An 11,852-nucleotide genomic window follows, 5' to 3' on the forward strand; every position below is an offset into this window, starting at 1 on the left:
GCTCAGCCGTTGCGGGCTTCGGGCGCGCGGACCCCTGCCGTATGGGCTGCGGCGGTCGTACGGGTGCGGTGGCGTACGGCGGCGACCGTGGGGGACGAGGTGAAGGCGGCCGTCACCTCCAGCAGCCAGGCCGCCTCGGCCTCCACCGTGCCGGGGACCGTGGGCGGGGTGTGGCCGGGGGGCGCGAACCGCTCAGCGGCGGTGCCTTCGCACAGCCGCCCGGCGCGTTTGTTCTCCAACGCCGCCGCGATCGTGGCCGCTTCGAGCACGGCCCGCCGGTCACGGCCGCGCTCGTCGGCCCAGTCGATCGCGTCGCCGCCGCCGGTCACCTCGCTGCCGTCGTCTCCCCCGCGTCCGTCGGTCCAGGCCGTGACGCCGGACTCGAAGTACGGGCGCAGCGCGAGATGGCCGTCGCGGATCTCGATCACCCTGCGGTAGAGGGCGAATTCGGCCTGCCGCAGGCCCGGTCGGCGGTCGGCGGCCGACGGGTCGAGGGCGATCTCGGGCAGTTCGCTGTGCAGCGCCGACCACAGCGGCTCCAGCGCCCGGTGGCTGCGGTACGCGCGCAGCCACCGCATGGGGGCGCCGAGCGCGCCGACCCACAGCGTGGTGGTGGCCCCTCCGGTGGCGAGCGCCGCGGTGACCGCGCCGAGCACGGAGGAGACCACGTCCTCGGCGACGCCTTGGCTGCCGGTGCGCAGGTCCGCGATGACGTCGTCCAGCGCCCACAGCGTCCACACCGCGCCGACCGCGGCGGCGAGCAGCATCAGCCGCAGTCCCGTACGCAGCAGCCCGGGGGCGGTCCGAGCGGCGTGGTCGGCGAGTTCCCTGGCCAGGACGGCCAGACACCACGAACCGTAGAGGGCGAAGAGCGCGTTGTACGACGCCAGGGCCCACCGGTGGCCGGAGGAGACGGTCAGCGTGTCGCCCGCGATGGCGGGGTCGGCCACCAGGTAGAGCGCGGTGGAGACGGCCAGTACCGCACCGGCCGCCCACATCTGGAGGCGCACCGCACGCGGGGCCGCCGCCGCAGGGGACTTGAGCGCGTACGCCACCAGGACGAGGAAGGCGAAACCGACCATCTTCACGTCGTGGATGCCCAGGTTGACCAGGTTGTCGAAGGTCGTGTCGGAGGACAACGCCTTCGTGAGGGCGGGGGTGTTGAACAGCATGCCCGAGCCCAGGCACAGCGCGAAGCCGTAGACGTAGCGCTGCGCGGAATCGGACCACGGCCGGCGGGTGATCACCAGCCGGTGGACACCGAAGACCAGGAAGAACGCGGCGGAGACGAACGACAGGAGATCAGCCATCACGGCGGCCCGACGCGCGGTCCTCCGGTATGCCGAACAACCTGTCCAGACGCGTTCGTTGCGGATGCGGCGGCGGCACGGGGACGGTGTTCCCCAACGGACGGGCGGTACGGGTCAGGATCAGCGAAGCGACCAACTCGGCTTCCTGCTCCTGCGGTTCGGTGTACACACTGCGGCCGAGTACCCGCTGGACCAGGGACGACGATAAGTGCGGTAACAGGACCTGGGCGGCGGCCGAAGCCGCGGGCGCGGTCTCGTGGTGGCCGCAGACCAGGTGGGCCGCCTCGTGCAGCAGGATGTGCTGCTGGTGCAGCGCGCTGGTGTCGGCGGCGTAGAGGATGCAGTCGCCGTGGTCGGTGGTCACCAGCAGGCCGCACGGTGTGTGGGGCCGGGAGGAGACGGGCACGAGTTCGATCGGACGGCCGCGGGCGACCGCGAGCATCCCGATGAAGACCGTCGCGTCGAACGGATTGGGCAGGTCGAGCCCGTCGACCGTCCGCTGACATCTGTGCCACAGAGCTCGGCTCCGGTCACGTCGCACACGTCTCACACGCTGTCCCCTTGTCCGCCGGGTGGAACCGCGAGATCTCACCGAAGAGTTCGCGCACTTCAAGCGCTGCGTGCACTTCAGGCGCTGTCAGGGTTCGCGGCTGGGAGAGCCACGCTCCCTGCGGGCGAGCACATCGATCATGTCGCTGATCGTGGCCGCGCCCTCAGGGGAGAGGTTGACCGCGCGCAGGGCCATGCTGCGGACGCCCGCGTCGCGCAGCGCGCCGAGCAGCTCAAGCTCCTTGGCGATGGCGGCGCCCTGCTCGTCGTCGAAGAAGTATCCGACCGGCACGTCGAAGAACTGTGCCAGGGCTTCGAGATGACGTTTGGTGGGATTGTCGCGACGGCCCGTGCGCAACTGCCACAGGTAGGTCGCGGAGAAGCTCTCGCCGGTGGCCTCGCGGCAGGCGCGGGCGACCTCTTCATGGCTGTACGGCTCACGGTTGGGCCGTCGCACGACCCGGAACAGGGCGTCGATCTTGTCGGCCAGCGTCGACGCGGAGGGGGCCCGCGACTCGTTCTCGCCCATCGCCCGCCTCCCCTTCGTCGGTGCAGCCAGTATGGGTTCGTCCCGTGTCCGGCTTCATCCTAGCTGGTACACACAGCCGCCGGAATGGCCCGCTTGCGTGCGCCCATACGGCGGCGGCGGTGTCCGTCGTGCCGGACACCGCCGCCGATTGGCCTAAGAGGCAAGGGAGTTGTCGCCCGACCGGTGCGGTCGGGCGGGTCGGTCAGGCCGGGTTCAGCAGGCCGGGGCCCTGCGGCTCCTGCGCGATGCGCAGGGAACTGCCCCAGACGCAGTCCCATCCGCACACCACGCTGAGCGTGCTGCCGGCCACGCTGATCGGCTGGAGATTCGCCTTGCCCTGGTCCTTCTCGCTCCCCAGCGCCTGGAGCCTGAGCACCTCGTTCATGGGTGTTTCCTCGTCTCTCGTCCATGGGATTTCCGGTGGTCCGCCGCCGGACGGCGACGGGGTCTTGGGTCAAACGGAGGCCGGTGACGGCTGCGCCGCGTCGTGGGACCGCCGTGCGGCGCGCAGCGCGGACGGCAGACTCAGGGCCACGCAGCCGAGGGCTGTCAGCCCCATGACCCACAGCGCGCCGCGTACCCCGACCAGGTCACCGAGCAGACCGCATCCCACCGCCCCGATCAGGCCCGCCCCCGCCAGGCACACCTGGAGCGCGGCCATCGCGCGGCCGAGGGTGTCCTCCGACATGTCGGCGACGAGCACGGAACTGACGGCCACATTGGCGACGGCGCCGAAGAAGACCGGCAGCCCGATGCCCATCGCGGCGCAGAAGGCGGCGAGGGGCAGCGGTCCCGCCGCCAGCGGCAGCAGCAGGCTGCACACCACCGCGCCGGTGAACGACATCAGCATCACCCGCCGGGGGTCGCGGCCCGGGGCGAGCAGCCGTGCGGCGACGGCGGAACCGCCCAGGCCCATCAGCCCCGAGAGCGCGAACAGGGAACCGTAGGCGGCTGTCGGCAGATGGATCACCCGCAGCAGGAACGGGCCGGTGAGGGCGGTCACGCCCGCCATCGTCGCGGCGGGCACCACGATGAACAGGCCCAGCGCGCGGTGGAAGGCGTCACCGGTGAAGACCCGCATGCCCGCCATGGCGCCGCGCATCATGGTGAGGACCGACGGCGCGGGCCCGCGGGGCACGATGTCGGGTGAGCGCATCGTCATCAGCGCGGTCGCGCTGAGCAGATAGCTCGCCACGTCGACCGACAGCGCGGCGGCGGCGCCCAGCACCGCGATGGCGGGACCGGCCAGCAGGCGTCCGACGAGCGCGGCGCCGTACTGTCCTGCCTGGAGTCTGGCGCGCGCACCGCCGATGCCTTCGGGGCCGACGAGTTGGCGCAGGTGCAGGAAGTAGACGGCCGCGGACAGGGTGGACGAGGCTCCCATGATCACGCAGAGCAGGCCGAGCCACAGCAGCGAGATGGCGCCGACGGCCAGGCCCAGCGCGACCACGCCGATGGCCGCCGCGCAGATCAGGTCCAGCAGGACGAGCGTGCGGCGAGGATGGGCGATGCGGTCGGCGAGCGCGCCCGCGGGGAAGCCGAGCAGCAGGATCGGCGCGGTCGTGGCGGCGCTGATCAGGCCGATGGCGCCCGGCGAGGCGTGGAGGTGCACGACGGCCACGACGGGCAGCGCGATGGCGGTGAAGGTCGAGCCGAAGGCGGAGGCCGTCTGCCCGCACCAGTAGAGACTGACGTCACGTCCGACGGCGTTGCCCGGGTCCCCCGGGCCGGCGCTCTCGGGCGCCTGCGCCGGCTCGGCGATTTCCTGGTGGCTCATCAGTTCACCTCAACGGGCCGCGACGGAACGGGAGTACGCGCCGGCGAGTGCGTCCACGGTGAACAGCGGGTCGGGCGCGGGGGCGAGGAGTTGCGACAGGAACAGCAGCACCCCTGCCGAACCGCTCCACAGATCGGCGCTGAACCGCATGAGCTGGTCGCCGAGGAAACGGATACCGGTCTCGTGCGGCACCGCGAATTTGAACAGCCCGCACGCCGCACGGATCGCGTCGTCCCGGCCCTGGCCGTCACCGGTCAGCCGCCCGTACTCCGCGAGACCGAGGCCGAGGCCGGACAGTCCCTGCCACAGCCCCGACATCACGGTGTAGGTGGTGCGCGTCGAGGTCAGCAGCCGGGGCAGCGCGTCGGCGAGCCGTTCGTCGTCCACCGACCGCGTGTAGCGGGTGACGGTGTGCGCCATCGAGGCGGAACCGCAGTAGAGGTAGGGCAGGCTGCGGTTGTCGGTGGCCGAGATGGGAAAGGCGAGACCCGGCGAGTCCGGCTCGGTGGCACGGTCCAGCTCGGCGTGCAACAGCCGGACGCCGCGCGCGAGTTCGTCGTCCGCGCCGGTCACGGCGGCGAGCTGCTGGAGCAGCAGCGCGATCCCGGTGCGGCCGTGCACGAGGCCGGTGGCGTCGTTGGCGCCGAGGTACGGGGTGAGGTCGGCGTCGGCCGGCAGCGCCGCCGTCAGCTCCAGGGCCCGGTCGATGTGGTGCTCGTCGCGGGTGTGGCCGTACATCGCCAGGTGGGTGAGCGCGACCCCCGAGGTGCCGCCGTAGAGGGTCGCCGACGCTCCGGAGGCGATGATGGGGTGGCGGTCGGCGGCGGTGAGCAGATCCCTCGCCTCGTCCAGCATCCCCTGGTCGGCGAGCACCCATGCGATGCCCGCGGTGCCCGCGAACAGCCCCGGGGGCAGTTTCCCGACGCCGCCGAGCGCGTCGTGCCGCAGCCGCTCCAGCACGCCGTCCGGCAGTGCGCGGCCCGCCCGGGTCAGGGCGTGCACGACGCCCGCGGTGCCGAAGGCCAGGCACTGGGTGTTGCTCTGGTAGCCCTCGGCGATGGTGGGGAACACCCGGTCGGGGTGGGCCGGGTCGGCCATGGCCACCATGGCGTCGGCGGTACGGTCGCGCAGGTCGGCCAGGTGCCGCAGCGGGTCCGCGGCGACTTCCTCGGGCGTCGGGATGGGGGTGACGCCCTGCGCCGCGGGCCGCGGCCGGTGATACGCGACGGCCCGCTCCCACAGCGGTTCCGGCAGCGGCGCCCGCTCCAGCAGTTCGCGGCGCAGGTGCGCGAGGGTGTCGGGATTGCGCTGCGCCACCTGGTGGAAGGGCCCGATGAGCAGCAGGGCGAGGCCGGCCAGGCCGTACTTGTCGTGGATCAGCGGATCGTCGCCGACGAGTTCGGCGGGCGGGGTGTAGCCGGGCGTGCCCATCACCGGAGTGTCGTCGCTGTCCAGGCGCTGGGCGGCCTCGAAGTCGACCAGTCGGATGCCGTCGTCCTCGGTGACCATCACATTGCCGGGGCTGACGTCGACGAAGAGGTAGCCGGCCGTGTGCAGCCGGTGCAGCGTGCTCTCGATCTCCGCGAACAGCTTCTCGCACCGGCCGTAGTAGTCCCCGGCCGCTTCGGGTCCGCGGTCGACGCCGAGCATGACCTGGTTGGCGACCATCCAGCGCTGGAGCGTCGTGCCCTCGATGAACTCGGTGACGAGGAAGTCGTGCTCCCACTCGCGGAAGTAGGCGAGCGGCTCCGGGGCGAGGCCGGGCGCCGTTTCGTGCAGCGCGGTCAACGTCTGCCATTCGGAGCGGAGTTGGTCGGGTGCGGTGGTGTCGCCCATCGCCACGCCGGTGTGCGCGCGCGCCTCTTTGATGAAGACCTTGCGGCCGGTGGCCGTCTCCCGTCCCAGGTAGGCGCCGCCGGAGTTGGTGAACTGGAGCGCGTCTTCGAAGGCGAATCCGTGGAAGACGATCGGCCCGCCTCCGCCGGCGGCGGGCTCGTCCACGGAATCGGCGGCGGGATCGGCGGCGGCATTGGCGCCCGCCTCCGCCCCGGCCTTCGCGACGGCTCTGTCGGCGGATGCGGCAGCGGGCTCGGCCGGGGACTTCGGCGCCGGGCGCGTCTCGACGAAGGGGTCGGTCATGCCCGCCGGGAGGTAGAAGGAGAAGCCCCTGCGGTCCTCCTCCAACTCGCCGTCGGTGCCGCGGACGAGCAGGGTGTGGGTGCCGTCGGCGTTGACGCGCTCGCGCGGGGCGAAGGCCCCGTAGCGGTAGTGGACCGTACGCGAGTCCCGGTACCGCCTGTCGGTGAGGATGAACGGGCCTTCCTCGTCGGCCAGTTCGGTGCGCAGCCGTTCCATGAGGTCACGGGCCGCGGCGACGCTGGTGGGATACGCGGCGATGAACTTCCCGCTCTGCTGCCTGGCGGCCTGCTTGTGGTGGGTCCACCAGTAGAAGAGCCTGCCGGCGAGGTGTTTGAAGGCGACGTCCTGCTCGAAGCAGACGGCCGCGACGGTGTCGAGGACGTACGGCAGGCGGTCGGGCCGCGCGGACACGTGCACCTTCCAGCCGTCCTCGACACCGCGGAGCTGCTTGCCCCGGTGCCACATGGTCCAGATCCCCGACGGGGTCTCGGTCCACCCGTCCGGTACCGGCCCGGGCCGGTAGATCTCACCGCGGTCACGGGTGGTCTCCAGCGGCGCGTAGAACTCTCTGTCCGCCACGACGAACGGGAAGGGGATCATGGGCCTCTCCGATGTGGGACGCGAGGGGGCGGCGGCTCAGCAGCAGACGACGACGCTGGTCGCGCTCATCGACGCGACGGGGCTGCTGATCACCGACGTCGTGGGGTCCATCTCCTGGAGGCTCAGGGGGGATTCGGCGTGCGCCTCCACCTCGAATTCGCCCTCGCCTGCGTCCGCGCCTTCGGGCGCGTTTTCCTCGGCGGCGGATTCGGCGGAATCACTCATGGTCGTCTCCTGTCGGTTCTCAGGTGTCGGAAGGGCCGCCCCGGAGGACAACGCGAGCGGGAAAGACGTGTGGGTGGCGCGTCCACGAGGACGCGCCACCCACCCAGCTCGGTCAGGCGCAGGCGGCCAGGCTGACCGTGCTGCCCGGGGCCTGGAGGCCGCCCAGCACACCTTCGCCCTGGTCGGGCTTGCTCACGCCCATCTCCTGGAGGTCCAGGGGGGATTCGGCGTGCGCCTCGACCTCGTTCTCGGGGGTCTCCGCGATGTCCTCGTTGGTGGGCTCGACGGAATCAGCCATGATCGTCTCCTCTTCTGGGCGGGGTACGAGCAGGTGGTGGGAACACCTCAGAAGCTAGGACCGGCCGTTTCGGAACCGGTGAAGCCGCGGTATAAGCGCGGTATCGTCCCAGGTGATGCGGGGTTGGTCCGAACTCTCACCAGCAGTCCCCGCATTGCCGGTTCGCCACAGGCACATCATCTGATATAAGTCGTCTGCCTGATGTCATTCATCTCAGCTCACGATCCCATCTCCGGATCAACGGGCGGGAAAGGTGAAACCGGATATGGCCGAACCAGCGCACGTCAGCCTGCGGCTCTCCGTCCTCGGCCCGCTGTCCGTCGGCACAGCCGAAGGCCCCTTCCCGCTCGGCCCGCTCAAACAGCGGCTGCTCCTGGCCATGCTGCTGTGCCGCCCCAACACCCCGGTCTCGCTGGCCTTGTTGACGGACACCTTGTGGGACGGCAATCCGCCGCGCACCGCGCGCAAGAACATCCAGGTGTACGTCTCCGCACTGCGCAAACTCCTCGACCGCGCGGGAGCGGGCGACCGGCTCGAGCACCACCCGGGCGGCTACCTGCTGCGGGTGCGCGACGACGAGTTGGACTCGCTGCGCTTCCAGGGCCTGGCCAGATCAGCCCGCGAGGCCGCCGGGCAGGGCGCGTTCGGCCCGGCGTCCCGGATGCTGCGCGAGGCGATGGGGCTGCGGCAGGGGCCGCCGCTGCACGACCTGAGATTCTCACCCACCGTCAGATCCGAGGCGGAGCGGCTCGACAGCCGCTACCTCCAGGTCTACGAGGACTGGGCCGAGGCCGAGCTGCGGCTGGGCCGGGCCACCGAAGTCGCCGACACCGTCGCCGATCTGGTGGAGCGTCACCCCGAGCGCGAACGGCTCAGGGCCGTCCAGATGAACGCGCTGTTCGACCAGGGGCGGCAGACGGAGGCCCTGGCGGCGTACGAGGGGCTGCGCCGGCTGCTCGCCGTCGAGTACGGGCTCCAGCCGAGCCCCGCGCTGGAGACGCTGTACCGCTCGATGCTCGACGGCGGCCCGCAGGAGCCCGGCGGCCCCTTCGCTCCGTCCGGCGCGCGGGCCGCGGCGCGGCGCTCCTGCAGAGTCCTCGGCGCCCTGCTCCCCCAGGACCTGGCCGACTTCACCGGCCGTGAACGCCAACTGCGCTTCCTGCTCCAGCTGTTGGGCAGTGACCGGCATCTTGCGGTCGTCACCGGGCCGGTCGGCACCGGTAAGACCGCGCTGGCGGTGCACACCGCGCACCGGCTCGCCGCGGAGTTCCCCGACGGCCGCGTACTGATCCGGATGCGCGACGCGGCCGGGCGTCCGCGCTCGGCCGCCTCGGTGGTCGCCGAGCTGGCCCGGATGGCGGACCTCCCCGGGCAGCGGGCGGCGGCCGTCGACGACGGGTCGGAGGACGCCGAGGAGGCCGCCGCCGCGTGGCGCGACTGGCTCGGGCCGCGCCGGATCCTGCTGGTGCTGGACGACGCGGCCGACGAGGCGTCCGTACGGCCGCTGGTGCCGGACTCCGGCGGCAGCGCCGTACTGGTGACCTCCCGCGCTCAGTTGGCCGGACTGGTCTCCGCCGACCGGCTGGAACTGGCGCCCTTCGACCTCGGCGAGAGCCTCGAACTGCTCGGCCGGATCGTGGGCCACGAGCGGCTGCGGGCCTGTCCGGAGGCGGCCCGGCGCATCGTCACCGCGACCGGCATGCTGCCGCTCGCGGTCCGGGTCAGCGGTCTGAAGCTCGCGGTACGACGCCATCTGCCGCTCGGCGAATACGCGGCGCGGCTGGCCGACGGCAGGACCGTACTGGACGAACTGGTCGCGGGCGACACGGATGTACGGCCGCGGCTGGCGAGCGGGTGGCGGGACCTGTCGGCGGCGGACCGGACCACGCTGTGTCTGCTGGGACACCTGCCGGAGGGGCCCTTCACGCTGCGGCAGGCCGCGGCGGCGCTCACCTGCGGTCAGGACGACGCGCTGCGCCGGCTGGAGTCCCTGCTCGACGCGGGCGCGCTGCTCGCCCCGGACAGCGAGGTCACCGCGCACGCAGCGCGGTACGAACTCCCGCGCCTGACAAGAGTCTACGCGCGTGAACAATCCCTCCTGGGGATGCGGCCACTCCCCCGGGCCACCGCCTGAGGGGCCTTCGGTGCAGGGCACACGCGACGGAACACGCCACCAGGCGCGCCGGTGAGCTGCGGATTTACCGTTTCCCAACCGTCCATGACCCCGACCTCGAACCGGCCCCGCCGAGACTTCGGTGGACGAGGAAGGGAGCACGCGATGGAACTCGCCGAACTCATGACGCTGCGCCCCGAACCCGGCGCGGGACTGCTCCTGACCGTCACCGGCCGCTGCCCCCTGCACTGCGCGCACTGCTCGACCGCCGCCACGATGGCCGCGGACGAGCCGGACGCGGACCGGCTGCGCGCCTTCGTCTCCACCTTCACCCCGGCCGAGCACCCTGCGGTGCTGATGATGACCGGCGGCGAGCCCTTGCTGCGGCCCGAGTTGGTCACCGACCTCGCCGCCACGGCGCGCGCGGCGGGCACCAGGACGGCGCTGCTGACCGGCGCCTTCTTCGTCGGCCGGGCGGACCACGGCGCGGGACACCTCGCCTCCGGCGCCGGCCCGCTGCCCGCTCCCGTGCCCGACTCCGTGCCTGTTCCCGAGCGGATCTGGCGGGCCGTCACCTCCGTCGACCACTTCTCGGTGAGCCTTGACGCCTTCCATGAGCGCGAGGTCGACCGCAGGTCCGTATTCGGCCTGATCCGGCGGGTGTTGGACGCCGGAGTGGCCACCAGTTTCCACCTGGTCGGCGCCGGCCCCGACGACCCGTACCTCGCGGACGTCACCGCCGACATCCGCCGTACCTTCGGCGACCGCGTCCCGATGCTCGTCAACTCTTTGCGCCGGGTGGGACGCGCCGCGTCCTGGGCCGCCGCGAACACGGCGCTGCCCGGTGCCGCGCTGCCCGGTACCGCGGCGCCCGACCCCGAGCGGGCGCTGCCGTGCTCGATGGCCGCGTGGCCGGTGGTGGCCGCCGACGGCACGGTGGTCGCCTGCTGCAATCAGCGGGTCGTCGACCGCAGGCCCGCCCCGCGTCACCTGACGCTCGGTCACATCGCCACCGACGACTGGCGGTCGGTCGCCGTACGGGCCCGTACCTCTCCGGTCCTGCGGATGATCAGGACGGTCGGCCCGGCCCACCTCCTGCACCGGTACGGCGGCGCGGAGCAGGCGACCGCGCGCCCCGACTACTGCGCGGGCTGCCGGGCACTCGGTGACCATCCGGAGGCGCTGGCCGCGGCGAGTGCGGCGGCCAGCGGGCCCGTGGGGGCGCTGCTCGACCGGTACGCGGCCCGCGGCCAGGTCGAGGCGGGCGCGGCCACGCTGGTGCGGCGGCACGGCTGCGCGCCCTACGCGGACCTGGTCGACCTGCCCGGAGCGCGGCGATGACCACGGTCGGCACGGCGGGCGCGGGCGCCGCGCTGCGGGTCCGGCTGCTGCTGACGGCCCCCGCCGTGCGGGCGACGACCGCGGCCGTGTGGCGACCGCCCGGACTCGCCGCGCGCTACGCCACGTATCTGACGGTGATGCACGGAGTCGTCCGCGCCTCGGTGCCCCTGATGGAACGGGCGGTGGCGCGGCTGGCGGAATTCGGCCCGCGCGACCCGTTGTGCGAGCCGCTCACGGACTATCTGCGGGAGCACATCGAGGAGGAGCGCGGCCACGACGACTGGCTGCTCGGTGACATCACCGCGCTGGGCGGGGAACCAGCGGCGGTCCTCGCCGAGCAGCCCATATCCGCCGTCGCGCGCCTGGCGGGCGCGCAGTACTACTGGATCGAGCACCACCATCCGGTAGCGCTGCTCGGCTACATCGCGGTGCTGGAGAGCAACGCGCCCGCGCCCTGGCTGGCGGACCGGATCGCCGCCGCGGGTGTGCCGGAGGCGGCGCTGCGCACGGTACGCGGCCACGCCGAACTGGACACCGGGCACACCGCCGCGCTCTTCGCGCTGCTCGACGCGCTGCCGTTGGACCAGGCCCAGGTACGCGCGGTCGTGATGAGCGCGCTGCACACCGTGGACGGACTTGTGGAGCTTTTCGCGCGCATCGGCCGGACAGCGGAGCCGGAACACCTCAGGGAAGGGACGTACACCTCATGAGTGACACGGCGGCGCGGGGCGGGGAGAGCGCGGAGCGGGCAGGCGACGGAGCCGACGACGCGCTGGTGGTGCTGGAGTCGCACGGCTTCGGCGTCGGCGAACTCACCGACGAACAGCGCGAGGTGCTGCGCGGGCTGAGCAGCCAGGAGCTGTCGATGATGCTCGACATCAAGGCCCGGCTGGACGAGGTGGGTCCCGAGGTGCAGGCCCACAGCGAGATCGCCGGCGGGGCGCTCTTCTGACATCTCCCCGCGACCGGGG

12 protein-coding genes are annotated in these 11,852 nt (G+C 72.5%); 4 read left to right on the forward strand and 8 right to left on the reverse strand.

The genetic code is table 11. The features are described from left to right. Nucleotides 1–2: 2 nt before the first annotated feature. The 8 genes from ACIQCJ_RS17960 to ACIQCJ_RS17995 all read right to left on the reverse strand — a co-directional run bounded on the left by ACIQCJ_RS17960 (nt 3) and on the right by ACIQCJ_RS17995 (nt 7,427). Nucleotides 3–1,310 carry an MAB_1171c family putative transporter gene (locus ACIQCJ_RS17960; RefSeq protein ID WP_402711876.1) on the reverse strand — a complete coding sequence of 436 codons (1,308 nt, stop codon included), beginning with the start codon at nt 1,308–1,310 and terminating at the stop codon, nt 3–5. Then, nucleotides 1,303–1,860: a ParH-like protein gene (locus tag ACIQCJ_RS17965; RefSeq protein WP_355340781.1), complete on the reverse strand. Its 558-nt coding sequence runs from the start codon at nt 1,858–1,860 to the stop codon at nt 1,303–1,305. The genes ACIQCJ_RS17960 and ACIQCJ_RS17965 overlap by 8 nt, the downstream gene beginning before the upstream one ends. Nucleotides 1,861–1,947: 87 nt before the next feature. Beyond that, on the reverse strand, nt 1,948–2,388 hold the full coding sequence (locus ACIQCJ_RS17970; protein WP_355340784.1) for an XRE family transcriptional regulator: 441 nt from the start codon (nt 2,386–2,388) through the stop codon (nt 1,948–1,950). A 202-nt stretch (nt 2,389–2,590) separates the two neighbouring features. Then, on the reverse strand, nt 2,591–2,773 hold the full coding sequence (locus ACIQCJ_RS17975) for a hypothetical protein (protein ID WP_355340787.1): 183 nt from the start codon (nt 2,771–2,773) through the stop codon (nt 2,591–2,593). Nucleotides 2,774–2,842: 69 nt separating this feature from the next. Then, on the reverse strand, nt 2,843–4,165 hold the full coding sequence (locus ACIQCJ_RS17980) for an MFS transporter (RefSeq protein WP_355340790.1): 1,323 nt from the start codon (nt 4,163–4,165) through the stop codon (nt 2,843–2,845). Between the two features lie 9 nt (nt 4,166–4,174). Beyond that, the gene (locus tag ACIQCJ_RS17985) at nt 4,175–6,904 is read right to left on the reverse strand and encodes a lanthionine synthetase LanC family protein (protein WP_402711877.1); all 2,730 of its coding nucleotides are present in this window, start codon (nt 6,902–6,904) and stop codon (nt 4,175–4,177) included. A gap of 36 nt (nt 6,905–6,940) precedes the next feature. Beyond that, nucleotides 6,941–7,129 carry a hypothetical protein gene (locus ACIQCJ_RS17990; RefSeq protein ID WP_355340796.1) on the reverse strand — a complete coding sequence of 63 codons (189 nt, stop codon included), beginning with the start codon at nt 7,127–7,129 and terminating at the stop codon, nt 6,941–6,943. 112 nt (nt 7,130–7,241) lie between these two features. Further along, nucleotides 7,242–7,427, reverse strand: a complete 186-nt coding sequence (locus tag ACIQCJ_RS17995; RefSeq protein WP_188283862.1) for a hypothetical protein — start codon at nt 7,425–7,427, stop codon at nt 7,242–7,244. 265 nt (nt 7,428–7,692) lie between these two features. On the opposite strand from ACIQCJ_RS17995, the gene ACIQCJ_RS18000 reads away from it, so the two are divergent. From ACIQCJ_RS18000 to ACIQCJ_RS18015, 4 genes are all read left to right on the forward strand, one after another. Further along, nucleotides 7,693–9,561: a BTAD domain-containing putative transcriptional regulator gene (locus ACIQCJ_RS18000; protein ID WP_402711878.1), complete on the forward strand. Its 1,869-nt coding sequence runs from the start codon at nt 7,693–7,695 to the stop codon at nt 9,559–9,561. 144 nt (nt 9,562–9,705) lie between these two features. Further along, a complete protein-coding gene (locus tag ACIQCJ_RS18005) occupies nt 9,706–10,881 on the forward strand; it encodes a radical SAM protein (protein ID WP_402711879.1) in 1,176 nt (391 codons plus the stop codon). Further along, entirely contained in the window at nt 10,878–11,591 is a 714-nt protein-coding gene (locus ACIQCJ_RS18010; RefSeq protein WP_391161885.1) for an iron-containing redox enzyme family protein, read from the forward strand. The genes ACIQCJ_RS18005 and ACIQCJ_RS18010 overlap by 4 nt, the downstream gene beginning before the upstream one ends. Next, nucleotides 11,588–11,833: an aroma-sacti cluster domain-containing protein gene (locus ACIQCJ_RS18015; RefSeq protein ID WP_355340808.1), complete on the forward strand. Its 246-nt coding sequence runs from the start codon at nt 11,588–11,590 to the stop codon at nt 11,831–11,833. The genes ACIQCJ_RS18010 and ACIQCJ_RS18015 overlap by 4 nt, the downstream gene beginning before the upstream one ends. Nucleotides 11,834–11,852 lie beyond the last annotated feature (19 nt).

The organism is Streptomyces sp. NPDC093221, from assembly GCF_044753885.1.
In the GTDB taxonomy this organism is placed as follows: domain Bacteria; phylum Actinomycetota; class Actinomycetes; order Streptomycetales; family Streptomycetaceae; genus Actinacidiphila.

Bases quoted from the DNA above. Each gene is read 5' to 3' on its own strand.
- ACIQCJ_RS18015 (WP_355340808.1), top strand. From the start codon at position 11,588: ATGAGTGACACGGCGGCGCGGGGCGGGGAGAGCGCGGAGCGGGCAGGC.
- ACIQCJ_RS17985 (WP_402711877.1), bottom strand. From the start codon at position 6,904: ATGATCCCCTTCCCGTTCGTCGTGGCGGACAGAGAGTTCTACGCGCCG.
- ACIQCJ_RS17990 (WP_355340796.1), bottom strand. From the start codon at position 7,129: ATGAGTGATTCCGCCGAATCCGCCGCCGAGGAAAACGCGCCCGAAGGC.
- ACIQCJ_RS17975 (WP_355340787.1), bottom strand. From the start codon at position 2,773: ATGAACGAGGTGCTCAGGCTCCAGGCGCTGGGGAGCGAGAAGGACCAG.
- ACIQCJ_RS18000 (WP_402711878.1), top strand. From the start codon at position 7,693: ATGGCCGAACCAGCGCACGTCAGCCTGCGGCTCTCCGTCCTCGGCCCG.
- ACIQCJ_RS17980 (WP_355340790.1), bottom strand. From the start codon at position 4,165: ATGAGCCACCAGGAAATCGCCGAGCCGGCGCAGGCGCCCGAGAGCGCC.
- ACIQCJ_RS18010 (WP_391161885.1), top strand. From the start codon at position 10,878: ATGACCACGGTCGGCACGGCGGGCGCGGGCGCCGCGCTGCGGGTCCGG.
- ACIQCJ_RS18005 (WP_402711879.1), top strand. From the start codon at position 9,706: ATGGAACTCGCCGAACTCATGACGCTGCGCCCCGAACCCGGCGCGGGA.
- ACIQCJ_RS17960 (WP_402711876.1), bottom strand. From the start codon at position 1,310: ATGGCTGATCTCCTGTCGTTCGTCTCCGCCGCGTTCTTCCTGGTCTTC.
- ACIQCJ_RS17970 (WP_355340784.1), bottom strand. From the start codon at position 2,388: ATGGGCGAGAACGAGTCGCGGGCCCCCTCCGCGTCGACGCTGGCCGAC.
- ACIQCJ_RS17995 (WP_188283862.1), bottom strand. From the start codon at position 7,427: ATGGCTGATTCCGTCGAGCCCACCAACGAGGACATCGCGGAGACCCCC.